The following is a 26,784-nucleotide window of genomic DNA, read 5'->3' as shown; positions in this document are numbered from 1 at the left end:
GCCTTGCTCGCCCCAGGCTCGCGGCAGGCGGCCGCCACGCGGCTGCGCAAATCAAGCGAATACGGTTTCATATTCCATTCTACGCAGCTGCACGGAGCCAGGACGAACTGTTCACGAATCTGCTATACTGTTCTGTATGCCCGGTTTTCTGCTCATCGGCTGCGTCAGTTGCCGGATGCCTGCCCTTGTTGCATCAGTGACGAAGAAAACCGGGTGCTGTTTACCGTGCCGCTGGCCGACCTCAGCGAGAAACAGTTGCGGCGCTATGCTTTCAAGGCAATAACGACTTGGGGAAATGCGGCCGACTTTCGGTATTTCTTTCCCCGGCTGCTGGAATTGCTGCTGTGTCCGGACTCAAAGCTGGAGAAGGATGCTTTTTTCGACAAGATGCTGTATGCCGGCTGGGATGGTTGGCCCGACGCGGAAAAAGCCGCTGTTCGGCAAGTCCTGAGGGCTTGGTGGGCGCAGCATATTCAGCACGAATGCTTTTTTGAGGAGGAGCTGATAGGCTGGTTGATTCGACTGACCGGCTCACTAGAACCCTTACTGCAAGCGTGGCAGCCGGCCGAAACCGATTGGGCCTTTGAAAACCTGGTTCGTACCATTTCACGGCTTCCCGATTTGGAAAAGCGTATTCGTGTGCTCACTCCCGATACCGCAGCGCACAGTATTCTCACGTTGCGTCGGTGGCTGATCCAACAGGCTTCGGTGCTGGAAACTAGATTCTTTCAGCAGGAAGCCGAAAACGAGGAATTTACCCAGGCAATTTCCCTGGCTCACATGCTGGTTATCGGCCTCCTGGCGGATGGAACTACGCACTAACTCATCTAAAAATCCGCTTCTCGTGTATCTTGCGGCCCGCTGGCAGCTTCGGCTACGGCGGGCCGCCCCGTTTGGTCCCGCTCCGAAACCACCAGCATCCACCGAAACTCTTCCCACCCCATGACGCTCCGTACCGACTGGACTCTCGACGAAGTACACGCCATCTATAACCAGCCCGTGCTGGAACTGGTCACCCAGGCCGCCGCCATCCACGCCCAAACCCAGGCCACCGGCGAAGTGCAGGTATGCACCCTGCTGAGCGTGAAAACCGGCGGCTGCCCCGAAGACTGCGCCTACTGCCCCCAGGCCGCACGCTACCACACCGGCGTGCAGGCCCACAAGCTGCTACCCGACGCCGAAGTGCTGGCCTCGGCTCAGCGCGCCAAAGACTCGGGCTCCACCCGTTTCTGCATGGGTGCCGCCTGGCGCGAAATCCGCGACAATAAGGACTTTGACCGCGTGCTGGGCATGGTGGAGCAGGTGAACGGCATGGGTCTGGAAGTGTGCTGCACCCTGGGCATGCTGAACGAGTACCAGGCCGAGCGCCTCAAGCAGGCCGGCCTGTACGCCTACAACCACAACCTCGACACCAGCCGCGAGAAGTACGACGACATCATCACGACCCGCACCTACGACGACCGGCTGAACACGCTGGAGCACGTGCGCAAGGCCGGTATTTCGGTGTGCTCGGGCGGCATCATTGGCCTGGGCGAAACCGACGAGGACCGCATTGCCATGCTGCACACGCTGGCTACCCTGCCCGCCCACCCCGAATCGGTACCGGTAAACGCCCTGGTGCCCGTAGCCGGCACGCCTCTGGCCGACCAGCCCCGCGTGAGCGTGTGGGAAATGCTGCGCATGATTGCCACAGCCCGCATCCTGATGCCCCACACCATGGTACGCCTCTCGGCCGGCCGCCAGGAAATGCCCGTGACGGAGCAGGCCCTGTGCTTCCTGGCCGGTGCCAACTCCATCTTCTCGGGTGAGAAGCTGCTGACCACGCCTAACCCCGACTTCGACGCCGACAAGCAGATGTTTGCCCTGCTCGGCCTCAAGCCCCGCAAGTCGTTCAAAGACATGCCCGAGGGCGCTACGGTGCTCGGCCGCACGGCGGCAGTGGAGGCCTAGCACTCACCATTAAACCCATTTTACAGCTTTCCTGCATGGATATTGCCTTCGACCTTAACCTCGACCACGCTTATGCCGAAACCTTCCGCCAGCAGCACGAATCCCGCGAGGCACACGAGCTGATTTCTGAGCTGGAAGACAAAATCGGGGCCGCTATTAGCCTAATTATGCAGCGGCACGACGTGCTGCCCGGCATCGGTGACCGAATAGAGGTGGATTCGGAGTGGATGGTTATCAACGCCCGTACTTTTGGGCAGAACGGCAACGTCTGGCTCTCGGTGAAGCGCTTCGAGGTGTAGCCCGAGGTACTTCGGTACCGAGTCGCACAGCCACGGTACAGCCTGATTCGGTTTTCCCCATGAAACGCTCCTTCGGTCACGCTTTCTGCGCCGAAGGAGCGTTTTCTTTGTGGCTGATTTACTTTCCTCCTATGGGCAAAAGACTTGTTTGGCTATTGCTAATGCTACCCTTTTTCAGTCAGGCTCAGAGCAGCAGTACGTGGCCACTCCAGTCGCTTGACTTTGCTTATGCTGTGCACGGCTTGGCGTTCGGAGCAGCCGAAGGGACCATTCCTTACCTGCTGCCCCGATTTTCCGGAACCGGAAAACGCTGGAAAACCAGCCGGGTATATGGCCTGCTGCCCCAGACTGATACCGTAACGTTGGCAGGCCAGCCTGTGCATCCGGAGTTCTGGTTTCGGGGCGGAAAGTTTATAGGCGTTACGTATCGGTTGCGGAAAGAGCAGAAAACTCGCCTTATTCTACAGGATCTTACCCGTCGCTATGGTCCGCCCAAGCCGGGCAACGTGGCTGGTATGTGGTATTGGCTGGGGCAGCGCACCTATATCCTGTACGAAGATGCGTTGCCCGATGTATCCCTGCACATAGCCAGCTTGGACATGCTCAATGAGCAGGTGATAGAAACGGCCGTCCGGCAGGAAGCCCGCCTGCAGCTGGGATGGCAGCCCGATTCACTTGGCTTACCCCGCCAGTTTCTTTTACCCGGCGAGAAAACGAAGAAATAATGTCCTCCCCTCTCCACGAACGACTTGCCGCCGAGTTAGCTAAGCGCGAAGCCGCGGGCACCCGCCGCCGCCTGCCTGCGCCGCCCGCGGCCGGCCTCGTCGATTTCAGCTCCAACGACTACCTGGGACTGAGCCGGCACCCGCAGGTACAAGCAGCGGTGCAGGCCGCCGCCCACGCGCCTGCCGGCAGCACCGGCTCGCGCCTGCTCACCGGCAACTCCGTCGCCGCCGAGGCGCTGGAAACCCTCTTGGCTACTTTCCACGGGGCCGAGGCGACGCTGCTGTTCAACTCCGGCTACGCAGCCAATATGGGCTTCTTCGCTGCCGTGCCCAAGCGTGGCGACACGATTCTCTACGACGACGCTTCCCACGCCTCGGTGAAAGACGGCATCCGCGGCTCTTTTGCTACCGCCTGGAGCTTCCGCCACAACGATGTGGCCGACCTACGCCGCAAGCTGCAGCGTGCCACCGGCAGCATATTCGTAGCAGTGGAGGCACTGTATTCGATGGATGGCGACGTGGCCCCACTGACGGAGTTGGCTGAGGTGTGTCAGGAGCAGGGCCTGTATCTGGTGGTGGATGAGGCCCACACCAATGGACTCTACGGCCCGCATGGTGAAGGTCTGGTGGTGGAGTTAGGACTGGAAGAAGCGGTATTTGCCCGCATCCTCACTTTCGGCAAGGCCCTGGGCAGCCAAGGCGCGGCTGTGGCCGGCCCAGCCGTACTGCGCGACTACCTGCTGAGCTTCAGCCGACCCTTCATCTACACCACCGCCCTGCCCCCGCTCACGGTGGCTGCCCTCACCGCCGCCTACGCGCTTCTGCCCGACCTCGGCCCGGAGCGCGCCCGGCTCTTTGCCCTCTCCGACTACCTGAAAGCCCGCCTGAACGCGGTACCCGGCCTGCATGTGCCGGCCGAAAGCCACGTTATTCACCCGGTGTTCTTCACCGGTAACCCTGGCCCGGCCCACGTCCGGGCCGTGGCCGCCGCCACCCAGGCCGCCGGCTTCGACGTGCGCGCCATCGTGTCGCCGACGGTACCAGTTGGTACCGAGCGGCTGCGGCTTATCGTGCATTCTTATAATTCGGAAGCTGAAATTGATGGGTTGGCGGCCGTATTGGCAGCAGGAAACAAAACCAGATTCAACTATAAAATAAATTCACCAACTCGTTATATTTAGCGGCTTATTTAACCAGATTTTATTCCAAAAAATTAAATATTTTTCTAAAAATCTTTATGAAAAGTAAATCAGGCATAATTCTTCTTCTATTTTTAGGTATATTGTATACATCCTGCAAACAGGAATGCAGAGTAGTGGTATCAACTTACGATAATAAGCAAGAACGCATAGTTATACTGTATCCTAACTGTAATGATACCACTTACTATAAGCATCAGGAATTTTACGACAATGGGCAAATAGCTTCCGAAGGCTTTTACAAAAAAGGGAAGAAAGCAGGCCACTTTAAGAGTTGGTCAGTCAGTGGGCATCAGACAGCTAACTGGACAATGTTAGACAATAAGGAGCATGGGCATATTACCTGTTGGTATGATGATGGAACAAAGAAACGTGAATCAACTCTAAACAGAGGTGTCAGAAATGGATTCATCAGAGAGTGGCATAGCAATGGAATGCCAGCAAGTGAGGGCACTTATAAAAATGGCCGGCAGGTAGGCACATGGAAAACATGGGACGAAAACGGCACTTGGAGAGTAAGACGTTATAGAAATGACACTTTATGGGGGAATACCATCGAGCATTTGGTTGATTCTGCAGACATCGTTCTGGTTGCTGGTCAGTATGAAGAAGGAAGAGAAGTGGGTGTTTGGAAATGGTTTGATAAAGACAGTACTCTATACGAAACTTGCACTTATGATAAGGGCAAATTAAATGGAGAATGTATCGAATATTATAAAAACGGCAGTATCAAATCGAAAGCAAATTTAGTAAATGGTAAATTCAATGGAATAATATATCACTTTAACAGTAATGGGCAAATTACCAGAAAATCATTATACAAGCTCGGCATGCTAATAACAAATAAATAGACTCATGTATTTGCTTTGATTTTATTAGGATATTTATAAAAATATCCTAATAGCTAACTTAATCTACTGCGCGCAAACTCGTTCACCACCACTACCCCAAACGCTTATGAACGACCACGAAGTAGGCGAATACTGGAACCGCAACGCCCCGGCCTGGACGACGTTGGTCCGCGCCGGCTATGACGTGTACCGCGACCTGCTGAACACGCCCGCCTTCTTCGCCTGGCTGCCCCCGGTAGCCGGTCTCGCAGGCCTCGACATCGGCTGCGGCGAGGGGTACAACACGCGCCTGCTGGCCCGGCAGGGCGCCCACGTCACGGCCCTCGACATTGCGCCGGTGTTCGTGGAGGCGGCGCAGCAGGCCGAAACCGCCGAGCCGCTGGATATCCGGTACCTGGTGGGCAGCGCCGCCGCGTTGCCGTTTGCGGCCGAAACGTTTGATTTTGCTACCTCCTTCATGTGCCTGATGGACGTGCCCGACCCGGCGTTGGCGTTGCGCGAGACCTTCCGGGTGCTGCGGCCGGACGGGTTTCTGCAGTTCTCCATCAGTCACCCCTGCTTCACCACACCCCACCGCCAGAACCTGCGCGACGCCCAAGGCCGGCCCTACGCCGTGGAGGTGGGCGGCTACTTCGACTATCAGCACGGCCAGCCCGAGGAGTGGATTTTTGGGGCCGCCCCGTTCCGGGAGCAGGCCCGCCACGCCCCGTTCCGGGTGCCGGTGTTCAACCTCACCCTGAGCCAGTGGGTGGCGGCCGTGGTAGCGGCGGGCTTCGTGCTGGAAGGCCTGCAGGAGCCCTGCCCCACCGACGAGCAGCTGGCGGCGCACCCGTTTCTGCGCAAGGCCCGGGTGGTGCCGTACTTCCTGCACCTGCGCTGCCGCAAGTCGGGGTTGCCCCAGGTATAGGCTACTCCCCCAACATTACTCCGAATTTTCGCCAATCCGTTTACTCATGGACCCAACACAGGTTTCGGTGACGACATTCGACCAGTGCGCGGAGCAGTACCAGACCCGTTACATGGACGTAACGGCCTACGCCCCCGCACTCGACCAGTTTTGCGCCGCGCTGCCGGCGGGCCCGGCCCGGGTCCTCGACGTGGGCTGCGGACCGGGCAACGTCATGCGTTACCTCACCGACAAACGGCCTGATTTGCAGTTTACGGGCGTTGATCTGGCCCCGAACATGCTGGCCCTGGCCCGCCACAACTGCCCCACAGCCACGCTTCGGTCGCTGGATTGCCGGAACATCAATCAGCTGTCGGGGCCGTTTAATGGCGTGTTGTGCTCCTTCTGTCTGCCGTATCTGGATCAGCCGGAAGCAGCCGCCCTGTTCCGCCACGCCTGGCAGCTGCTGGCTCCGGGCGGGGTGGTATATGTGAGTACAATGGAAGGCGAGCGGGCCCGTTCCGGCTGGCAGACTTCCAGCAGCGGCCACCGGGTGTACACGCAATACTACCCCGCGCCGATACTGCTGGAACTCCTCTCGGCACAAGGGTTTGCGCTGATTGCGCTGCACCGCCAGACCTTCCACCGACCCGACGCCCCACCCGACCAGGACCTGCTGCTGCTGGCCCGAAAACCCTGAGTGTGGACGGACAGCCGAGCGGTAGTTGGTAGCTTGTCGCCAACTTATGGGCCATTTGCTTGTCTTAGCTGCTGAATTGCCCGTTTTGTGGGCTTTAATTAACGCTTTCGTCTCTTTGGAACGACTCTTCATTACCGGCATTGGCACCGACGTGGGTAAGACCTTCGTCTCGGCCATTCTCACCGAAGCCCTGCAGGCCGATTACTGGAAGCCTGTGCAGGCCGGCCTCACCCCCACCACCGATGCGGCCACCGTGCGCGAGCTGGTGCAGAACCCCGTCAGCCACTTCTGGCCCGAGCGGTACCGGCTGCAGCTGCCGGCCTCGCCCCACGCCGCCGCCGCTGCCGAGGGCATCACCCTGCGCCCCACCGATTTCCAGCTGCCCGCCACCAACAACCACCTGCTGGTAGAAGGCGCAGGCGGCCTGCTGGTGCCCCTGGCCCCCGGCTTCCTCATTGCCGACCTGGCTCAACAGTTGGCCCTCGATGTGGTGGTGGTGTCGCGCAACTACCTGGGCAGCATCAACCACACCCTGCTCACGCTGGAAGCCCTGCAGGCCCGCGGCCTGCGCGTGCGCGGCCTCGTGTTCAACGGGGAGCCCACGCCCGCCACCGAGGAGTTCATCACCGCGCACACCGGCGTACCCATTATGCCCCGCGTGCTGCAGGAGCCGGAAGTAACCCCCGCCGTGGTGAGCCGCTACGCCGCCGAATTCCGGGCATGGTTTGGGTTGTAGAAAAGCCAGCTAACAGGGTAGAGACGCAATATCTTGCGTCTCGTCGTTGAACGTCCTGCATACTGACAATTTCACGCAGTAACCAGCGCTTGAAAGCCCGTCATGCTGAGCTTGCCGAAGCATCTCTACCGCTTCGTTGCAATGCCAGCCCAACGAAGCGGTAGAGATGTTTCGACTTCGCTCAGCATGACGGGTGGCTATGGACCTTCTGGCCAGGTGCAACATCAGCAACGACGAGACGCAAGATGTTGCGTCTCTACACCCCGTCCACTCTGCCTCAAACCGCCGCCAGCGCGGGCGTTTGTAGCTTTGTAGCGGCTGGTACCTCCGGCCCCACCCGTAATGCCTCAACCTACTTCCCTTGCCCTCCGCGACGCCGCCGTGCTGTGGCACCCTTATACCCAGATGCAAACCGCCCCGCTGCCCATCCCCGTGGTGCGGGGCGAAGGCAGCTGGCTGATTGCCGAAGACGGCACCCGCTACCTCGACGCCATTTCCTCGTGGTGGGTGAACCTGCACGGCCACAGTCACCCCGCTATTGCCGAGCGCGTGAGCGAGCAGCTGCGCACCCTGGAGCACGTGCTGTTTGCCGGCTTCACCCACCCCGCGGCCGTGGAACTGGCCGAGCAGCTGCTGGCCCTGCTGCCTGCCAATCAGGCCCGCGTGTTCTACTCTGACAACGGCTCGACGGCCGTGGAAGTGGCCCTGAAAATGGTGCTGCAGTACTTCCACAACCAGGGCCAGCCCGCGCGCCGCACCTTCCTCTGCTTCCGCAATTCCTACCACGGCGACACCTTCGGGGCCATGGCCGTGAGTGCCCGCGGGGCCTTCACTGAGCCCTTCTGGCCCCTGCTGTTCGACGTGGAATTCCTCGACGTGCCGGTACCGGGCCACGAGGCCGAGACGCTGGCCCAGCTCGACGCGCTGCTGCTCCGCCCCGATGTGGCCGGCTTCATCTTCGAGCCGCTGGTGCTGGGCACGGCGGGTATGGTGATGTACGAGCCCGAAGTGCTGAGCGAGCTGCTGCGCCGCTGCCACCAGGCCGGGGTGCTCTGCATTTCGGATGAGGTGATGACCGGCTTCGGTCGCACCGGGCCGCTGTTTGCCTCCGAGCTACTCACGGAGCAGCCCGATATCATGTGCTTCTCCAAGGGCCTCACCGGCGGCACCCTGGCCATGGGCCTGACCACCTGCGCCGCGCCGGTGTACGAAGCGTTTCTGAGCCACGACAAGATGCGGGCCCTGTTCCACGGCCACTCCTACACGGCTAATCCCGTGGCCTGCGCCGCCGCCCTGGCCAGTCTGGAACTCACGCGGGCTGACGAGTGCACTCAGCAGCGCCAGCGTATCGAGGCCGCCCACGCCGCGTTCCGGCAGGAAATCGAGGACCAGTCGGGCATCCGGGCGGTGCGGCACCGGGGCACCATCCTGGCCGTGGAGTACGACCCCGGCGAGGGCACCAGCTACTTCAGCCGCCTGCGCGACGCCTTCTACCAGCTCGCCCTCGACCACCGCGTGGTGCTGCGCCCCCTCGGCAACGTGGTATACCTGCTGCCGCCCTACTGCACCACCAACGCGGAGCTGGGCCTGCTCTACGACGTGCTCCGCCGCATGCGTGAGCTGGTACTCGACTTCACCCCCGCCCCCAACCTGCCCGAAATCCTGCATGATTAACTCCCGCACCGAGGCCGAGGCCGTGACCGTTATCCGGGGCCGGGGCCGGGTATCGGCGCTGGGCCTGGCGCTGCCACCCTCCGGCGCCGCCCCCGCCTCCCCCTTCACCACCCACCCCACCGGCGTACCCGTAGCCACCCTGCCCGCCCCCGCCGAAGCGGCCGTAGCCGAGCTGCGCCGTCACCCCAGCTACCGCCAGCTCGACCGCACCGTGCTACTGGCCCTGCTGGCCGCCCGCCAGGCCACCGCCCAGGCCGGGTGGGGAAATGGTGAAATGGTGAGTGGTGAATTGGTGAGTGATGGTCAAGAACGTCACCTTACCAATTCACCAACTCACCAACTCACCGTTTCACCGCTGGCCGTGAGCATCGGCAGCAGCCGGGGGGCGACGGGGCGGCTGGAGGAATTTCACGCCGGGTTTCTGGCCGAAGGCAGCGTGCCGGTGGCAGCTTCGCCGCTGACCACGCTGGGCAACGTGGCCAGTTGGGTGGCCTACGACGCCGGTCAGCACGGCGGGGCGGCCCTGAGCCACTCCAGCACCTGCAGCAGCGCATTTCAGGCTCTGGGCAACGCCCGGGCCTGGCTGAAAGCCGGTATGGCCACCCGGTTTCTGGCCGGCGGCACCGAGGCCCCGCTCACCGATTTCACGTTGGCTCAGATGCGCGCCATCGGCATCTACTCGCCTTTGGCCGCCGCTGACTGGCCCTGCCGGCCGGGCGCGGGCCGGCCTTCCTCGTTTGTGCTGGGCGAAGGCGCGGCCGTGTTTGCCCTGGAGCAGCTTTCCGCCGCCCAGGCCGCGGCCGAAACCGGGCCGCTGCTGGTGCTGGCCGGAGTGGGCTTCGGGTTCGAGGCCATCGGCAGCAAAACCGGCCTCTCACCCGACGGCCAGCACTTCCAGCAGGCTATGCGCGAGGCCCTGGCCCAGGCCAGCCTCACTCCCGCCGACATTGATGCGGTGGTGCTGCACAGCCCCGGCACCCCCGCCGGCGACGCGGCCGAGCGGGCCGCCCTGCGCGCCGTGTTCGGCCCTGCGCTGCCCGCGCTGCTGTCCAATAAATGGCTGGTGGGCCACACCCTGGGGGCCTCCGCCGCACTCAGCCTCGATTTCGCCTGCCACGTGCTGGAAACTCAACAATGGCCGCCCGCCCCCTTCACCACCGACCTGGCTACGGCAGCTGACAAACCCATCCGGCGGATTCTGGTGAATGCGGCGGGTTTTGGCGGCAACGCGGCCAGCGCCGTGGTGGAGCTGCGGTAACGTCATTGCGAGGCGCAGCCGAAGCAATCCTTCCTTGATTACAGCACAAAGCTCAGACCTATTCCAACGCCCCGCCCCCCAAGGCGTTGCGTTCATCAGGGATTCGCGCCTTGAAAAGGAAGGATTGCTTCGGCTGCGCCTCGCAATGACACCGCTTTCCGCAACGCTGGCCGAAATCCTGCGTCTATAGCCTTCCCAACCACAACCAACCTATGCGTCGTTTTTCCCCGTTGCTGCTGGCCCTCGGTATGTCCGCGCCGGCTTTTGCCCAAACCAAGCCCGCTACCACCCCCGATCCGCTCATCACCCGCATGGTGCAGGAGGTATCGGAGAAGAACCTGCGTGAGGACATTGACAAGCTCGTGAGCTTTGGTACCCGCCACACCCTCAGCGACACCAAAAGCAAGAAGCGCGGCATCGGGGCGGCCCGCAATTGGGTGGAAGGCGAGTTTCGCAAGTACAGCAAGGCCAGCGGCGGCCGGCTGAAAGTGGAGCAGGACACGTTCACCATCAAGCCCGACGGCCGCCGCATCGACCGGCCCGTGGTGATGGCCAACGTGATGGCCACCCTGCCCGGCACCGACCCCACCGACAAGCGCGTGTTCATCGTGAGCGGCCATATCGACTCGCGGGTGACTGACGTGATGAACGCCACCGCCGACGCCCCCGGAGCCAACGACGACGGCTCGGGCACGGTGGCCGTGATGGAGCTGGCCCGCGTGATGTCGCAGCAGCAGTTTCCGGCCACCATCATCTTCGTGGCAGTGCAGGGTGAGGAACAGGGCCTCTACGGCTCCACCCACCTGGCCAAGCGCGCCAAACAGGAGGGCTGGAACTTGGTAGCCATGCTCAACAACGACATCATGGGCAGCTCCGTGGGCCACGACCCGGAAATCCGGGACGACAAGCGCCTGCGCGTGTTCAGCGAGGGCGTGCCCGCCACCGAAACTGCCGATGAAGCCCGGGTGCGCCGCACGCTGTCGTCGGAAAACGACTCGCCCAGTCGCAACCTGGCCCGCTATACCCGCGTGGCCTGCCAGCAGTACGTACCCGGCCACGAGGTGGTGCTGGAGTACCGCCCCGACCGGTTCCTGCGCGGCGGCGACCACACGCCCTTCAACCAGCAGGGCTTCACGGCGGTGCGCTTTTCGGAGATGAACGAGGATTTCCGCCACCAGCACCAGGACCTGCGCACCGACAACGGTACCGAGTACGGCGACTATCCCAAGTTTATGGACTTCGCCTACCTGCGCAAAAACACCGGCGTGAACCTGGCTACCCTGGCCGCCCTGGCCCTGGCCCCCGCCGCCCCCGAAAACGTGGGCGTGCTCACGGCCGAGCTCACCAACCGCACCCAGCTGAAGTGGGAAGCCCCCAAAACCGGCGAGCGGCCGGCCGGCTACTACGTGCTCATGCGCGAAACCAGCGCCCCGGAGTGGCAGCAGAAGTTCTTCGTAACCGACCTTAAAGCCGACCTGCCCCACAGCAAGGACAACTACATCTTCGGGGTAGTTTCGGTGGACGCCGAGGGCCATGAGAGCCTGCCCGTCATTCCGAAGCCGGTGCGGTAAAGCTTTTAGAATATGAGTTCAACGAAAGCCCGCTGTGCGTTGCATGGTGGGCTTTTACGTGTACTTTGCAATTGTATGTGGCGTAATTCAGCGTATCCTTTCTACTGTCTTTTCCTCTTATTTCAGCTGCTGGACCATCGCCCAGCACGTGGTCAGTGTATAGGGACACCTTGGATAACTGTGTGGCCCGATGAACGGGCGGCTACTATCCAGCCTCTGCAGGTATTTTTATTATCGGAGGATGCTTCAAGTGGTAGTATAGAGAATTTTCTGAAGTTGGGTAGCCAGATTCCACTCTATCTACGGTCAACACATGACTCGGTACCACTTCGCATACTGGAACGCCCTATTAATCCTGTAAGTAGTACTTCTCAGCTGATATTACAACCTGTACGACCCTTGCTGGCAGATACTGTGTATAGACTGCACTATGCTACCAGTTCTTTAGTCTATGACCCATTTCGAATGCAACGGGCCCGGCCCAGCAGCAAGCAACTGGTATCCGTGTACCGCTGGCGTGTGGCTGCCAAGACTGATACTGAAGCTCCGCACTGGACGGCTACACCTGCCGTGGTCCACCAGGAATATTCCGAAAACAGTGAAGGAATCAACAATTACGTATTCTTCTCCAACCCATTAGAGGACGCCTCGCCGGTGCTGGTGCGGGCCACCATACAGTCGGCGCGGCTGGCTGCTCCGGTGGTGAGCTACCTTATTCCTTGGCAGAACCAGCTAGGCATTGGCTGGTTTACCTGCGGCGGCAACTTTCAATTTGCCTTTGGGGAAGAATGCACCGTGCTGTTTGAAGCCATAGATGCCGCCGGCAACCGCAGCCGGCCAACGGGCCGCCCAGTGCCCTTCCAGGCTCCGCCGCGCCCGGCATCTTACCGATAAACTCCACCCGCTATGCAGCCCTTACCCGGCCATCTGCTCAACCGCCTAGCGCAGCAACAGCTGCCGTGGGAATGGGCCTGGGCGTGGTTTGCCGCGTTGCCCGCGGCGGCGCAATTGGCCCGGTTGACGGAACTGGCGAGCTACATTCAGCAGGCGCACCCCACCCCGGCACTGGTGCAGCAGGCTGTGGCCGAAGCCCCCGTGAAGCCGACGGCCACTCCGCTGGTGCTGCTGCGGGTGCACCCGCTCCCGCAGGCTTTCACCCGCATTCAGCAGCTACCGGCCACCGAATACCCCAACGCATTTCGGGCGCTGCTGAGCGTATTTCGCGTAGCTGATGACCACCGCCGCCGTACCCAGTGCCAGCACGGCTGCTCGCACGAGTGGCATAATCTGCCACCCCTGCCCCCTACCGTTCTGACCGCCTGACCCTACCAGAATGGTATGGTGCCGGGCACCGGAGGCACTGGCTTCTGTGTCAAAACAGCCCGTAAATGGCCGCAGAGGCACCTCATCGAACTAACTTGACCGCCTGGCACGGCCTGTGCTCCCGTTTCTATATCTGTTTCACTTATTGCGGCCGGAGGCCACTGTTACCATGACGACGCTGGTTGTTTTACTGGGTTTTGGATTGATTTTACTGTTTATGGGCCTGTGCGTGGCCCAGGAGTACGAGCGGGCCATTGTGTTTCGGCTGGGGCGCTACGCCGGGCGGCGCGGGCCGGGGCTGTACTGGATTATCCCGTTCATTGAGCGCCGCACCACCGTGGACATCCGCACCAAAACCGTGGACCTGGAGCAGCAGGAAACCATCACCAAGGACTCGGTAACCATCAAGGTAAACGCGGTGCTGTGGTTCCGGGTGGTGAACCCCGAGGATGCCATTATCAAAGTGGCCAACTTCAACCAAGCCGTGTACCAGCTCTCCGTTACGGCGCTGCGCAACATCATCGGGCAGCACCAACTGGATGAGGTGCTCAAGGAGCGTCAGCAGATCAACGCCACTTTGCAGCAGCTGGTGGATGCGGCCACCGAAACCTGGGGCGTAAAAATTGAGATGGTGGAAATCAAGGACGTGGAGATTCCCGAATCCATGCAGCGCGCTATGGCCCGCGAGGCCGAGGCCATCCGCGAGAAACGGGCCCGCATCATCAAGGCCGAAGCCGAGCTGGAAGCGTCGCTGAAACTTACCCAGGGGGCTAAGCAGATGGAAGAAAGCCCCATGGCTCTGGAACTGCGCCGCATGCAGATGCTCTCCGAAATCGGCATCGACAACAATACGACCACCGTGGTGCTCATCCCCTCGGAGTTTACCAACCTGGCCCGCGGCTTCGCTCAGGGGCAGTCGGCCACCACAGTTTCTTAAGCAGCTACTTTCCTGCCCTGGAAACACCGATCCGGCATTGCACCAGATCGGTGTTTTTTTGTGTGGATTGCGGCGCACAAGCCGACGGATTTTTCGATAGGTTTATACACCCCCGGTCCGACGGCGCAGCCGTCCGACCGGTTGCCGTGTGCTGACGTCCAACGAAGGCAGCGGCGCGGCTGACAACCGGTCGGACGGCTGCGCCATCGGACCGGGGGCGTCAGTCAACCACCGTATCGTTACTCGTTTATCCCGTTGCTTCCGATGAAAAAACTACTCCTATTCTCGGCTATCCTGCTGCTGACCACGGCTTCGGCAGCCCGGGCCCAAACCAGCTACAAGGCTCCCACCGGCTTCTCCCTGCAAAGCCCCGACGACTACGCCGAATACGAGCCCCAGGTAATTGCCACCGTGAACTGGCTGGAGCACACCCCGCTGGGCCAGCAGCCCGACGTGCGCAAGCAGGCCGATCAATTTCTGTTCCAGTGGATCAGCGGCAGCTCGGCGGTATCGGTGCAGCTGCAGAAATACGTGGCCGACCTTGCGGGCCAGGAGTCGGAGCTGCTGATGCTGTTTATGGGCGGCTGGGCCCGTTACCAGCTCCAGCACCCCGAGGTAAAAGACCCCGTGCAGCTCAACACCGAGGGCATCCGCACCATGTTGCGTGCCTACCAGGCCGGCGGCTACAAGAAAAACAAGCAGCTGGGAGAGCTGCAGAAGCTGGAAGCCGCCGGTACACTGCCGGCCTGGGTGAAAAAGCAGCTGGCCGGCTAACTTGACGAGGATGAAATTATGCTTCTACTGCAGCCTCCTACTGCTTGCCTTGTATCTCACGGGCTGTACTCAGGAGAAATCCACCAATACCCAACCTACTGCGCCGGCGCTGTCTGATAGTACGGAAGCAACAACGAAACCGACATCGGTTCAGCATGCCGCCCCGGCTGCTGAAGCAGTAGTGCGTAACATGCTTCGGTGGTATGCTCGCAACATGGGAAAGCTCCCGGTTGACTTCGTACTGAATGCTGACGCGGCGGATTCAACCACGTTTTATGCCGTAAACTTCCCTGGTACCGAGGCGTGGCTGACTGCGCTGAAGGCATCGGGCTATTTCTCCGATACCTATCGAAACTCGTGGCGCACCTACTTCCGACGGCAGGCGGATACCCTGCGCATCCACCCGCAGAACGACGGCCCACCGGCAGGCTTCGAGTATGATTTCATCCTGTATTCGCAGGACTCGGAGGCAACACTGCAGGAACTACAGGCCGGCAACAGTTCCTCTAAGCTCACTGATGCAACACATGCATTGGTAGAAATCACCGGTCATCCGCACGATGCAGATGGCGGCTCTCGTCAAGAAGGTTTGTCGTTTAAAGTAAGTCAAACAAAAGACGGGAAGTGGATAATTGATGACATAAGCAACCTGATATATTCGTTGGAGCGAACGTAATGTGTTTGGATTATTCTGATTCGCATCCGTACTTGCGGCCGCAACACGGGTTCCGTCCTTCTAGCTACCCGCTGCTGACTTCATCTGCTATGCTGCTTTCGGCTATTTCGTACACTTCTTCTGCTTCGCTGGCTTCGGCTGGTACGGGGGTGGCGTGCCGCATGCCCAAGGGCTGCAAACAAGCCGGCCTGACCCTGGGCCTGATGATGGACAAGAAATCGAAGAAACGTAACCCGACCTGACCGTCGCAACCGTTCGTCGTACCTCTACCACTGAACTTCCAAGCGCCGGTCCTCCCCAGGGTCGGCGCTTCTTTTTTGGCCTGATGTTTCACCTTGCCCGCAACCTGGCGGGCGCATTTCCCGACTCTCCGATTCGGTTTCCTGCACTATGAAAGTTCTCAAGTTTGGCGGTACGTCCGTCGGGTCGGCGCAGCGGATGCGCGAAGTAGCCGAGCTCATCCACGCACCCCACCTGCAGCGGCGTATCGTGGTGCTGTCGGCCATGAGCGGCACCACCAACGCCTTAGTGGAAATCGGCCAGCTATTGTACGCCGGTGATGCCAACACCGCCACGGCCCGCATTGAGGCCCTGCGCCAGCGCTATCACGAGGTGGCCCGCGAGCTGCTGCCCGAGCCAGCCGTGGCCGAGCAGGCCATTCAGGACCTCAACCAACACTTCGACACGCTGCTGAGCCTCACCACCGCCCCTTTGTCCGGCGACGGGGAGCGGGTAATTCTGGCCCAGGGCGAGTTGCTGAGCACCTTGCTGGTGCACCGCTACGTAACGCAGGTGCTGGGCCGCCCGGCCGTGCTGCTGCCCGCCCTGGACTTTATGCGCCTCGACGTGGACGAGGAGCCTGATGCTGCCTACATCCAGGAGCACCTGGCCGCCACTTTGGCCCCACATGCGGCTCAGCAGCTGTTCATCACGCAGGGCTACATCTGCCGCAGCGCCCAAGGCTCCATCGACAACCTCAAGCGCGGCGGCTCCGACTACTCGGCCTCGCTGATTGGGGCCGCCGTGCGGGCTGAGGAAATCCAGATCTGGACCGATATTGACGGGCTGCATAACAACGACCCGCGCGTGGTGCAGGGCACCTACCCCATCCGGGAGCTGTCGTTTGACGAAGCGGCGGAGCTGGCGTATTTCGGGGCGAAGATTCTGCACCCCAGCTCCATTTTGCCGGCGGCCAAGCACGGTATTCCGGTGCGCCTGCTCAATACCATGCAGCCCGAGGCACCCGGCACCATCATTTCCAGCCGTACCGGGGCCGAGGCCATCAAGGCCGTAGCGGCCAAGGACGGCATTACGGCCATCAACGTGAAATCGAGCCGGATGCTGCTGGCCCACGGTTTCCTGCGCAGCCTCTTCGAGATTTTCGAGCGGTACCGTACTTCCATCGACATGATTACCACCTCCGAGGTGGCCGTGTCATTGACCATCGACGATGCCACCCGCCTGCCCCAGATTCTGGCGGAGCTAGGCCGCTTCGGCTCGGTGGCCGTGGATGAAAACCAGAGCATCATCTGCCTGGTGGGCAACCTGGAGCAGGATTCGCACGGGGCGGCCAACCGCGCCTTTGCGGCCCTGAAGGACATTCCGGTGCGCATGATCAGCTACGGCGGCTCGCCCAACAACATCAGCATCTTGGTGAGCACCGATGACAAAACCCGCGCGTTGCAAGCCCTGAATGCGGGGTTATTTCGGCAATAGCGGGCAGTTACTGGCCCAAGCACTAGAGCTAGACAACTAGCTCCCCTCCTTGGAAAGGAGGGGCTGGGGGTGGTTGATTTGTTGAACAGCCACTAAAAACTAGCTCTAGTTATCGTTTACACGTTATCAACCACCCCCAGCCCCTCCTTTCCAAGGAGGGGAGCTAGTTGTCTAGCTCTAGCTCTTTCTCCCTGATTATCTGCCATGCCTTTTCAACTTCCGGCCGAGCTGACGCAACAGCCGACGCCTTTTTACTTCTACGACCTGCAGCTGCTGGACCAGACGCTGGCGGCCCTGACGGCCGCGGCCCGGCCCGGCAACTTTCAGGTCCACTACGCCCTCAAAGCCAATTCCAACCTACCCGTGCTGCAGCGCATCCAGGCCGCCGGGCTGGGGGCCGACTGCGTGAGCGGCGGCGAGGTGCAGCGGGCCCTGGAGGCCGGTTTTGCCGCCGACCACGTGGTATTTGCCGGCGTAGGTAAGTCGGACGCGGAAATTAACCGGGCCCTGGCCGCCGATATTTTCTGCTTCAATGCCGAATCGGTGCCGGAGCTGCGGGTGCTGAATGAGCTGGCCGCCTCCCAGGGCCGCACCGCCCGGGTGGCGTTGCGCATCAATCCCAACGTAGATGCGCACACGCACGCCTATATCACCACCGGCCTGGAAGCCAATAAGTTCGGAATCAGCTTGCAGGATCTGGGCAGCGTCATCGACAGCCTCGACAGCCTGCCGAATGTGGAACTGATTGGGTTGCACGCCCACATCGGCTCCCAGATTACCAACCTGGCAGTATTTGCCGACCTCAGCCGCAAACTTAACGAGCTACAGACCTGGCTGGAAGGCCGGGGCCACCAGTTGCCCCACCTCAACGTGGGCGGCGGCCTGGGCATCAACTACCAGGACCCCGATGGGCATCTGATTCCGGACTTTGCGGCCTACTTCGGCATGTTTGAGCAGCACCTAATGCGGCGGCCAAACCAGCAGGTGCACGTAGAGCTGGGCCGGGCTGTGGTGGCGCAATGCGGCACGCTGGTAAGCCGGGTGCTGTACGTGAAGGAAAGCCAGCAGGTGCGCTTCGCCATTCTGGATGCGGGCATGACGGAGCTGATCCGACCCGCCCTCTACGGCAGCCACCACCACATTCAGAACCTGAGCAGCCAGGGCGAATTCCTGCCCTACGACGTAGTAGGCCCCATCTGCGAGTCGTCGGACACCTTCGCTAAGGGCATGCTGCTACCCGAAACCCGGCGCGGCGACCTAGTGGCCATCCGCTCGGCGGGGGCCTATGGGGAAGTTATGGCATCGGGCTACAACCTGCGCGAGAAGGCCGCGGCCGTGTACCGGTAAGTGGCCGCCACCCTTCGCCGGTTGAAAAGTGGCATTGGCTTGGCAGGAGCACCTGTTGGGCAAAACTTCCGGCACGGCAGCAGGTGGCTCCCCTATATTTGTTTCAATATCATACGGCGCTGGGAAGATGAATTGGAAAGGAACATCTTTCGCAGTGAAGCGTTGCGGTTGACGCAGGAATAGGGTGGATATTAGTAAGATTGCGCACCGCAACCCCGTTGAGAAAAAGCCGCTGCCTCTGGCAGCGGCTTTTCTGTTTTCATCCCTTGGTGGTCCGGCTGAGCAGCCGGTACGATAATAGACCACGGTGCCGGGCAGCATGACCGGTTTGCGAGACGCTTACTCCTGCTTACTCCACCGTCAGGCGCAGAGCCGTAGCTGCCACCCGCACCACGTACACCCCGGTGGCGTGTCCGGCCGGCAGCACTAGCGTGGCCGTCCCGGCGGCATCGGCCGTGGCGCGCAGCACCTGCCGGCCCACGGCATCAAATACCGTTACCACAGTGCCGGGCTGCGCCCCCGTGAGCGTGGTAGCTTGGGTGGTCGGGTTCGGGAACAAGGCCAGGCCGGGCTGGGCGCTGACGGTCACCGTACGCACGGCCGAGTAGCTGGCGGTGCCGTCCCGGTCAACCTGGCGCAGGCGGTAGTACACGAGGCTGGTGGCGTAGCGGGCCACGGCCGGGTCCAGCAGCTGATACGCGTGGGGCTGGCTGGTGCTGCCCTGGCCCACTACCTGCCCGATGCGCTGGAACGTGCGCCCGTCGGGGCTGACTTCCACCTCGAATCGGTCGTTATTGATTTCCGAGGCCGTGGTCCAGCGCAGTAGCACGTCGGGCCCCTGGGCGGCGGCGGTGAAGTTCGTCAGCGTCACGGGGAGCGGGGCGCTGCCCAGCGGCGAGTCGGCGGTGCTGACCGTGAAGAAGGAGAAGCTGGTATTCGATGGAATGGTACCCGTGACCGTGCGGGTGCCGGTGGCATCCTGGCTAGAGCTGATGCGCGACCAGTCGGAGCCGGCTACGGGCGCGGCGGTACGAGCCCAGGCCTGTGCTTGGCTGAAATTAGTTAGGCCATTGTCGTTATCGGGTAGCCAACTCAGTTGCACCGTGCCGGTTACGCCGGTGGAGGTAGCCCAAATTCGGTCGACGCCCCGGTTGGTAGCGCTGGCATTGGTGCCGTAGCTGATCTGAGCCGAGTTCAGGCCTGCCCGGCGGATTACGCTTAGGTTGCTTAGGGCTGTGGTGGGTGTCAGGGTGAAACCGTTGGGAAACTCAGTGGCTGAGCCGGCCGGCACACTGGCCTTTACCGCGGCTAATGGCCCCCGCACATACCGCCCGCCTTGCTCACCCACAAGTGTAGCCCCCGTGAGCAGGCGCAGTACGGAGCCAGGGTTAATTGTAACCATCCCACTGCTCAGTAGCAGTTGGCCTGTCACCTCGGCGTTGCTGCTGGCGGGTACGTTTACGCCGCCGTTGGTATTGTTGATGGTGAGGTTGGCTAATTGGCCGCCCTGTAGATCCAGCTGCTGGGTGGCCGCGCCGTTCAGGGTTACGGTGCTGGCGGTGCCGGCTTGCAGGGTGGCCCCGGCAGCGTTGGTCAGGCTGCCGCCCACGTACAACTGGTTGCTGCCGCTGCTCAGATCCAGGGTGCCGCTGGTGTTTTGCAGCGTACTGCCCACCCACAGCACCGCCCCGTTGGTGAGGCTGATGGTCGCGCCGTTGTTGGTCAGGTTCTGGGCCTGGGCGGCCGCTGCGGGCAGCGTCAGCAGCAGGGCAAGGGGTAAAGCGTGTTTCATATAACGAAGAGCGTAAGCGCCGAAGGAGAGGAGGCAGGTGAGCGAACTAGCGCTGCGCCTGAACGCTGGTGGCCGCCTCCAGCCGCCGCAGCCGGGCCTCGAAGGTTTCGAGCGTGGCCGTGGCTTGGGCCGCCTGGGCCTGGGCTGCGCCGGCGGCGCTGGTGGCTCGGGCGGCAGCGGCCTCCGCCGTGGCGGCGCGGGCCTGCAGGGCCGCAATTTGGGCCTGTTGCTCCTTGAGGGCCTCAATAAGCACGGGCGTCAGCTGGGCGTAGTTCACGGCTTTGTAGCCTTCGGCATCGGTGCTCACCAGCTCGGGATAGATTTTCTCCACCTCCTGGGCCAGCAGGCCTACCTGCCGGGCTCCGGCCGTGCCGCCGTGGCGTATGCCCAGCGCGTTCCACTCGTAGCGCACCCCGCGCAGGGCCAGCACCGAGGCCAGAGCGCTGCTAATGGGCTGCACGTTGGTCTTGAAGCGCTGGTCAGAAGTCACGGCTACGTTGTTGGCCCGCACCTGACCGTTTACGTCCAGCTTGTAGTTCGCCGTAGCCACCCCGATGCCCACGTTGCCGTTGCCCTGCACCCGCAGCAGGGTGGCGCCCGCCGCGTCCTGGGTGGTGCCCTGGCTCACGTCGAAGGCGGCGGTGGTACCCGTGGCGGCTATCTTAACGGCCAGGCCGGTGGCATTGGTGGCCGTATTGGCGTTATAAAACATGCCGGCGTAGCCCGACTGATTGGCGGCCCAGGCCAGGGAGCCGGGGTTGCCCCCGGTACCTTCGCTGCCGATGATGTTGGTGGCGGTATTGGCCAGCTGCGAGTAGGGTGTGGCGGTATTAATGCCCACCCGGCCCGCGCTGGTAATGTCAATGCCCGTGGTGCCGCCATTGCCCACCAGGGAGTAAGAACCCAGGTTGAAGTCGCCCCCGGCCGCCGTGATGGCCTGCCACCGGCCGTAGCCGATGCCATCCGAGGTCAGCACCTTGCCCGCCCCCTGCGTGCCATCCACGATGCGGATAGCCGAGCCAGTGCCGTTGTAGCCCGGGTTCTGGCAGATGCCCACCCAGCGCAGAGGCTCTCTATTGGCCCCGTAGCCCGCCGCCGTAAAGAAGCCGGCCCAGCCGCCGCCCCGGTAGGCCGTGGCCCAGATGCCGTAGTCGTTGGCCGTGGAGGTGCCCTCGGGCAGCTTGCCGTAGCCGGAGAGGATGACGCGCGAGTAGCGGGCCCCGAAGTTGCTGCGCGTAATAAGCGCGGCGCTCTGGGTGCCCACGCTGGCGTTCAGCTCTACCTGGGCCGTGGAGTCGCCCAGGGAGTTGCCGAGGGTACCCAGCAGGCGCTGCGCGTTCAGGTCCAGGGTTTGGGTGGCGGTGTGGTTACCCAGGTTGTCGGCCCCCAGGCGCACCCAGGTGGTGCCGTCGTAGGCATACAGGCCGGGGGTGCTGTCGGTGAGGTAGATGAGCAGGCCCGGCACGGGCGGGGCCGTGGTGCTGGCCGTGAGGGCGTCGCGCTGGGCCAGGGTGAGGCGGGGCAGCAGCAGCCCCTGGGTGGTACTGCGCACTTCCAGCGCCGCCGAGGACGCGGGGTTGGTGGTGCCGATGCCCACCGAGCCGGTCTGGGCCTGGGCCTGGTAGGTGCCCGGCAATAGCAGGGCGGCGGCGGCCAGCACCCCGCGCAGGCGGTGGGTGGGGCGGGCAATTGGGGTAAGCGTCTGATGCATAGGAAAGAAGAAAGGAAAGAACGAAGGTACACGGCTCGAACGGGCCGGCCAGCACAAACGGGCCGCACTGAGAAAAGAAACATGGCACCCGGCGCGGGCCGCGCCGGGTGCCGGCGTAAGGGCAGGCCGCCCCCCCCGACCAAAGGGCAAATTCCTGCCAATCTTCCGCCCATCGGCAGTCTAACAGAAATATATCCTCTTGCGACGGCGCAGGCCCACCCGCAGGGGCTACTTGCGGACCTGCGCGGCCGGTGCGGGCGCGCCGCCGGTAGCCGCCTCCAGCCGCCGCAGCCGGGCCTCGAAGGCATCCAGCGTGGCCGTGGCCCGGGCGGCCGTGGTTTCGGCCAAGGCGGCGCGGGCTTGCAGCGCGGCGTTTTGGCGGCGCAGTTCCTCCACTTCCGTCACCGGCTGCTGTACTGGCGCGGGCGCGGCCGTAGTAGTAGTTACCTGAAGCTGCCGGATAAGCTGCTGCTGGCGGGCGTTTTCGGCTTCCAGCAGCAGCACGCGGCGGTACAGGGCCTGAATGGCAATCAGGTTCACCCCATCGAAGTCGGCCTGGTTGATGGTGGTCTTTTTGCCGCTACGGCCCACCCCGTCGTGGCCGAAAGCAGCGTAGAAATCCTGGGCCATGGGGCCGTAGTGGCGCATGGTGTCGGGGCTCTGGCCCCGGTAGTTCCAGGAGCCCAGGCGCATGCGGTTGATGCGGGCCAGAAACAGGTTGCCATCGGCCAGCACGCGGCGCTCCTTCAGGGTAGAGTCCGACATCATCGACCAGGAGTTGCTGCCGGGGGCAAGCTCGGCCCAAATGGGCGTCTGCACCTGGCCGTTATTGTTGCCGTTGGTGGCCGTGGTGGTAAACAGCCGGTAGCCCCCGGCAAAGCGGGCCGAGAACTGGTTGCGGGTCGTGCTTACCAGCGAGTCGTTGACATAATCCGTCCGGAAGGGCGAATAGTCGGCCAGCGTAAAGCAGCCCTCCCAGCCGCCGGTACGGGCGTAGTAGCCCAGGGCGTAGCAGTTTGCCTGGCTGCTGCGGGCCTGGGCGCGGTAGCCGAAGGCCAGCGAGGGGGCTTCCTGGGTGATGCTGGTCTGCACCTTGCTCTGGTAGCCGCCCACCAGGCCGTTGCGGCCCCTCATCTGGTTTTCGCTGCCCATCATCACGCCCTGGAAGGTCTGCACGGCCCGGTTGCTCGTGCCCGTAACGAAGGTGCCCTCCCCCGCCCGGATGGAATGGTTGTTCCCGAAGGCCGTGCTGAATCGGTCCCGAGTCAGATTGTCGAGGCCGAAGGCCACCGAATACTGGCCTATGTTTTGGCTGTCCCACTGGTTGCTCGTGGGTGGGCTGCCGACGTTGAGAGTGCCGTTGCCCGACACCCCGCCGGCCCGGAAAGCGCTGTAATAGGAAAGCCACATCACCCGGTCGCCCACCCCCGTCACGGGAAGAGTTTTGGTTAAGCCGGGCACGAAAAAGCCTTTCGACGTAAGCACGAAATCCTGGTCGAAGTTGAGCAGACGCGCGCCAAAGGTGGTAACGGAGTCGGTGCCAGGGCGGGCGGCACCCACCGCCAGTAGGCCGTTGCCGTCGAGGCCCAGGCCCCCGCGCACGGCGCGGGCGGTGGTGCCGCCCACCAGCTTCTGGCCGTTCAGGTTGAGGTTCTGGGTGGCGGTGTGGTTGCCCAGGTTATCCCCGCCGCCGGTGCTGCCGGTGGTGGCCAGTTGCTGCCAGCTGGGGGTGGTGGCCGTGCCGGCGTTGTAGTAGAAGCCGGCCGGCGCGCCGGTCTGGTACACCAGCAGGCCGGGGGCGGGGCTGGCAATGCCGGTGGCGGCGGCCACGCGGGGCAGCAGCAGCCCCTTGCTGCTACTCACAATGTCCAGGGCGGCCGAGGCATCGGGGGCGGTGGTGCCGATGCCGACGGAGCCGGTGGTCTGGGCATGGGCGAAGCGGGGGGCGGCGGCCAGCAAAAGCGCGGCGGCCAGCAGGTAGCGGTGGAGCATCGGAAGCAACAGGAAGGAGCAGAAAGAAACGGGGCATACAGGATACCGGCCGGAGCAGCACCCCACAAAAGTATCCTTCTCCCCGCCCGGCCGCCTAATAGGGCGCGTAGACAAAGTGTAGACAGCTTTCATAAACATCTGACTTTCAACCTCATCCCCCGCGGGCACTCGGCCCGCGCCGGAGCATGCTAGACGGTGTCTGAAAACGCCGAAACGGTCATGCTTCGGCAAGCAGATGCCAGATGAAGCATGACGTTCATACGGTTACTTATGAACTAGTACTTACTGCCGCGCGGCGGGCCGGCAAGGGCAGCCTGGGGAGTAGCAGCAGGCAAGGGGCGGCACATCAAACCGGGCGACGCTTTTTCTGGGAAGCCGCGGGGCGGGCCGAGCCGCCGGGTGGGCCGGAGGAAGCGAAGTAGGCATACGAACTGCGAGGGAGAAGTGAACAAAGGTCGAGCCGCCGGGGGGAGCGGCTCCCTGGTAGCCACCCCGCAGCCGAGGGCTGACCTCAGACTACGGGGTGCCAGTAGCGCCGACCGCACGGGGCAGCTGGCGGCGGCAACGGTCCTGGCAAGCCTGGCTCATTCCCACACCACAAAAGTCCATCGGGGCTTGGTAGTTTCCCTCACCGGAGGCATAGACAAAGCGTAGACAGCCACAGCCGTACCCGGTTTTCCCGGTCGTTTTCCTTGCTTCAGACCGGGCATGGGGTCCAAGGGTGGGGGTTATTCCCCGGCGGGCGGCTCCGGCTTCGGGGCTTCCGGGGCCGGAGGCTGCTGGCCGTTGTCGGCGGCGGCTATCTTCTTGTAGAGCCGGGTTTTGGCCCGCCGCACGCTGGCCGGGTCGATGTTCAGGAGGGCGGCAATTTCCTTGGTGGCGAGGTTGATGTGGAAATAGCAGTAGAGCCGCTGCTCGTGCTTGGTGAGGGCCGGGTAGCGGGCCTGCAAGTCCTCGAAAAAGCGCGGATGCACCTGCTCGAAGTGGAGCTTGAACCGTCCCCAGTCCTCATCCAGGTAGAGGTTGGTTTGCAGAATGGATTTGATGCCCGACAGCTCGCTTTGCGTCGCAGGGCTCTGGGTGTTCAGCTCCCGGATCTGCTGCTTCAGCTCGGCCAGCAAAGCGTTTTTCTGCTGCACGTAGAGGGAGGTGGAGGCCAGCTCGCGCTGGTTGGCTTCCAGTTGCTCCTGCAGCTCCTGGTTGGTGGCTTGCTGCTGCTGGTGGTCAGCGTGCAACTGGTGGGCCTGCTCGTCGTGGGCCTGCTGCCGCCGTCGCATCGCCAGCAGGGCCGTCTGGATGTGGCTGTTTTTGAGCACGATTTCCCGGTTGCGCAGCTCCTTCTGCTGAATATCCAGGGCCAGAGACTGGGCTTCCCGCTCGGTGGTAAGCAAGGTGCGCTGCAACTGCTGCAGCCGGATACTGAGGGCGGCGGCGAAGCATAGCGCGTGGGCCACTACCGCCAGGTTGGGCAGCAGCCGCAGGTTACCAGCGGCGGCATCAGAGCCGAATACCACGTTGTAGCCCGCCACCAGCAGGATGGCCAGCAGCGGCAGCGAGTTGGCCAGCAGGTAAATCCGGGCTGAGGGTAGGCGGCGGCGATAGGCTACCAGGGCAATGGTCAGCAGCAGCCCCACCACCCCCAGAGCCAGCAGGTTGTGAAAAGGCAGGCTGTAATACTCCAAGTAGAAACCGCCGCAGTTGACCAGTACGACCATTATCGTAAACGCACAGTAAACCCCCAGCGCGTAGCGCAAAGCCGCATCCAAGCGGGGCAGCCACCGGGGGGTACTGAAGTAGGCCCGCGTCATCTGCCCGATGCCTAGCAGCAGCACTACCACACTCAGGTGCATGACCACGTTGTTGAGAGTGTAGGCGTAACCGTAGCCGTCGGGCCGCGCCAGCCGGCTGAACACAGGGGCCACAAGCAGCTCCTTGAAGTACCCCTGAAGCGCCGTGACGTACAGTGCCGCCCCCACCTGTGTCCACAGGTAGTACCAAGTGGCACGGTCGCGCCAGCGTCCATACGCGTGCAGACTGGCCAGCCCCAGCAGCAGCAGCACCGCCAGTGACACGGCCCAGGCTGCGTCGTAAAATCGGTCGGTGGCCTGCGCGGCTTCGGCCGGCTCCAGCAGCACCCGCAGCTCAATGGCATGGGGCAGCGCTGCCCCAGCCGGCAAATCTATCCGCACGTAGCAGATGGTAGAGGCATAACCCGGCAGTTGCAGCGGCTGCCAGCTCACCCGGGTTACGCTCAGGGGCTGGGTTTGCCAGGCGCGGGAATCCTCGTCGAAGTAGAAGAGAGTGTTGGCGAGGTTGGGCAGTACCGTGAGCCGGGTGGAGGCGGGGTAGCGGCTGGGGTTGCGCACCGTCAGCCGCAGCCAGAAGCGGCGGGCCTGCGCCGTCCGCAGCGAGTCGGCGGACCGGAACGCCAGGGTGGTATCGGTCCGGATCTGAGGCCAAGCGTAGTTATGGTCGGGCAGAACGCCCACGGCTATTACCTCAGGAGCGGGCGCGGCACCTCGGGCAGGTAGCGCCAGCAGAGAAAGGAAAGCGACGAGAGCGAGAAGCAGGGGCATAGAGATGGTTGTGCGGACCGCAGCAGCAGGCCCCGGGCACAATAAGTCAACGGTAATTAGGTCCCGCAAATATCCCGTTTATCCGGGGAAG

The 26,784-nt window shown here is 62.5% G+C and carries 24 protein-coding genes; 20 read left to right on the top strand and 4 right to left on the bottom strand.

Annotation, left to right across the window (positions count from 1 at the left end):
* From EI291_RS22965 to lysA, 20 genes are all read left to right on the top strand, one after another.
* Positions 1-822: hypothetical protein (locus EI291_RS22965; RefSeq protein WP_170172756.1), on the top strand; the 822-nt coding region annotated here is incomplete at its 5' end.
* Between the two features lie 120 nt (positions 823-942).
* Positions 943-1,950, top strand: coding sequence for a biotin synthase BioB (bioB, locus tag EI291_RS21505; protein WP_125424347.1), 1,008 nt, complete (start codon positions 943-945; stop codon positions 1,948-1,950).
* Positions 1,951-1,985: 35 nt separating this feature from the next.
* Positions 1,986-2,249, top strand: coding sequence for a hypothetical protein (locus tag EI291_RS21500; RefSeq protein ID WP_125424346.1), 264 nt, complete (start codon positions 1,986-1,988; stop codon positions 2,247-2,249).
* Positions 2,250-2,491: 242 nt separating this feature from the next.
* Complete coding sequence (locus EI291_RS21495; protein WP_125424345.1) at positions 2,492-2,974, top strand: hypothetical protein; 483 nt, start codon at positions 2,492-2,494, stop codon at positions 2,972-2,974.
* On the top strand, positions 2,974-4,155 hold the full coding sequence (locus tag EI291_RS21490) for an aminotransferase class I/II-fold pyridoxal phosphate-dependent enzyme (protein ID WP_125424344.1): 1,182 nt from the start codon (positions 2,974-2,976) through the stop codon (positions 4,153-4,155). Before EI291_RS21495 ends, EI291_RS21490 begins: the two co-directional genes overlap by 1 nt.
* 56 nt (positions 4,156-4,211) lie before the next feature.
* On the top strand, positions 4,212-5,024 hold the full coding sequence (locus EI291_RS21485; protein ID WP_125424343.1) for a toxin-antitoxin system YwqK family antitoxin: 813 nt from the start codon (positions 4,212-4,214) through the stop codon (positions 5,022-5,024).
* Positions 5,025-5,130: 106 nt separating this feature from the next.
* Complete coding sequence (locus tag EI291_RS21480) at positions 5,131-5,931, top strand: class I SAM-dependent methyltransferase (protein ID WP_125424342.1); 801 nt, start codon at positions 5,131-5,133, stop codon at positions 5,929-5,931.
* Positions 5,932-5,977: 46 nt separating this feature from the next.
* Positions 5,978-6,610, top strand: coding sequence for a class I SAM-dependent methyltransferase (locus tag EI291_RS21475; RefSeq protein ID WP_125424341.1), 633 nt, complete (start codon positions 5,978-5,980; stop codon positions 6,608-6,610).
* A 115-nt stretch (positions 6,611-6,725) separates the two neighbouring features.
* Complete coding sequence (bioD, locus tag EI291_RS21470) at positions 6,726-7,346, top strand: dethiobiotin synthase (RefSeq protein WP_125424340.1); 621 nt, start codon at positions 6,726-6,728, stop codon at positions 7,344-7,346.
* Positions 7,347-7,688: 342 nt separating this feature from the next.
* Positions 7,689-9,020: an adenosylmethionine--8-amino-7-oxononanoate transaminase gene (gene bioA, locus EI291_RS21465; protein ID WP_125424339.1), complete on the top strand. Its 1,332-nt coding sequence runs from the start codon at positions 7,689-7,691 to the stop codon at positions 9,018-9,020.
* The gene (locus tag EI291_RS21460; protein WP_125424338.1) at positions 9,013-10,278 is read left to right on the top strand and encodes a beta-ketoacyl synthase N-terminal-like domain-containing protein; all 1,266 of its coding nucleotides are present in this window, start codon (positions 9,013-9,015) and stop codon (positions 10,276-10,278) included. The genes bioA and EI291_RS21460 overlap by 8 nt, the downstream gene beginning before the upstream one ends.
* Before the next feature lie 212 nt (positions 10,279-10,490).
* Positions 10,491-11,849 (top strand): M28 family metallopeptidase, encoded by a 1,359-nt coding sequence (locus EI291_RS21455; RefSeq protein WP_125424337.1) that lies wholly within the window; start codon positions 10,491-10,493, stop codon positions 11,847-11,849.
* A 465-nt stretch (positions 11,850-12,314) separates the two neighbouring features.
* Positions 12,315-12,743 carry a hypothetical protein gene (locus tag EI291_RS21450; RefSeq protein WP_148103437.1) on the top strand — a complete coding sequence of 143 codons (429 nt, stop codon included), beginning with the start codon at positions 12,315-12,317 and terminating at the stop codon, positions 12,741-12,743.
* A gap of 12 nt (positions 12,744-12,755) precedes the next feature.
* Complete coding sequence (locus EI291_RS21445) at positions 12,756-13,172, top strand: DUF5958 family protein (protein ID WP_125424335.1); 417 nt, start codon at positions 12,756-12,758, stop codon at positions 13,170-13,172.
* A 169-nt stretch (positions 13,173-13,341) separates the two neighbouring features.
* The gene (locus tag EI291_RS21440; RefSeq protein ID WP_125424349.1) at positions 13,342-14,109 is read left to right on the top strand and encodes a slipin family protein; all 768 of its coding nucleotides are present in this window, start codon (positions 13,342-13,344) and stop codon (positions 14,107-14,109) included.
* Between the two features lie 264 nt (positions 14,110-14,373).
* Entirely contained in the window at positions 14,374-14,883 is a 510-nt protein-coding gene (locus EI291_RS21435) for a hypothetical protein (RefSeq protein WP_125424334.1), read from the top strand.
* 10 nt (positions 14,884-14,893) lie between these two features.
* Complete coding sequence (locus EI291_RS21430) at positions 14,894-15,559, top strand: hypothetical protein (protein ID WP_125424333.1); 666 nt, start codon at positions 14,894-14,896, stop codon at positions 15,557-15,559.
* 89 nt (positions 15,560-15,648) lie between these two features.
* The gene (locus EI291_RS22960) at positions 15,649-15,801 is read left to right on the top strand and encodes a hypothetical protein (RefSeq protein WP_170172755.1); all 153 of its coding nucleotides are present in this window, start codon (positions 15,649-15,651) and stop codon (positions 15,799-15,801) included.
* A 148-nt stretch (positions 15,802-15,949) separates the two neighbouring features.
* Entirely contained in the window at positions 15,950-17,275 is a 1,326-nt protein-coding gene (locus tag EI291_RS21425; RefSeq protein ID WP_125424332.1) for an aspartate kinase, read from the top strand.
* A gap of 204 nt (positions 17,276-17,479) precedes the next feature.
* Complete coding sequence (gene lysA / locus EI291_RS21420; RefSeq protein WP_125424331.1) at positions 17,480-18,622, top strand: diaminopimelate decarboxylase; 1,143 nt, start codon at positions 17,480-17,482, stop codon at positions 18,620-18,622.
* Positions 18,623-18,971: 349 nt separating this feature from the next.
* Here the strand turns inward: lysA and EI291_RS21415 are convergent, their stop codons facing one another.
* The 4 genes from EI291_RS21415 to EI291_RS21400 all read right to left on the bottom strand — a co-directional run bounded on the left by EI291_RS21415 (position 18,972) and on the right by EI291_RS21400 (position 26,693).
* Positions 18,972-20,414, bottom strand: coding sequence for a T9SS type A sorting domain-containing protein (locus EI291_RS21415; RefSeq protein ID WP_125424330.1), 1,443 nt, complete (start codon positions 20,412-20,414; stop codon positions 18,972-18,974).
* Between the two features lie 46 nt (positions 20,415-20,460).
* Complete coding sequence (locus EI291_RS21410) at positions 20,461-22,125, bottom strand: tail fiber domain-containing protein (protein ID WP_125424329.1); 1,665 nt, start codon at positions 22,123-22,125, stop codon at positions 20,461-20,463.
* A 228-nt stretch (positions 22,126-22,353) separates the two neighbouring features.
* Positions 22,354-24,117, bottom strand: a complete 1,764-nt coding sequence (locus tag EI291_RS21405) for a tail fiber domain-containing protein (protein WP_125424328.1) — start codon at positions 24,115-24,117, stop codon at positions 22,354-22,356.
* Between the two features lie 728 nt (positions 24,118-24,845).
* Positions 24,846-26,693: a 7TM-DISM domain-containing protein gene (locus EI291_RS21400; protein ID WP_125424327.1), complete on the bottom strand. Its 1,848-nt coding sequence runs from the start codon at positions 26,691-26,693 to the stop codon at positions 24,846-24,848.
* Between the last annotated feature and the right edge of the window lie 91 nt (positions 26,694-26,784).

The organism is Hymenobacter rigui (assembly GCF_003944715.1).
Classification (GTDB): domain Bacteria; phylum Bacteroidota; class Bacteroidia; order Cytophagales; family Hymenobacteraceae; genus Hymenobacter; species Hymenobacter rigui.
This window is presented reverse-complemented; position numbering and strand designations above follow the sequence as displayed.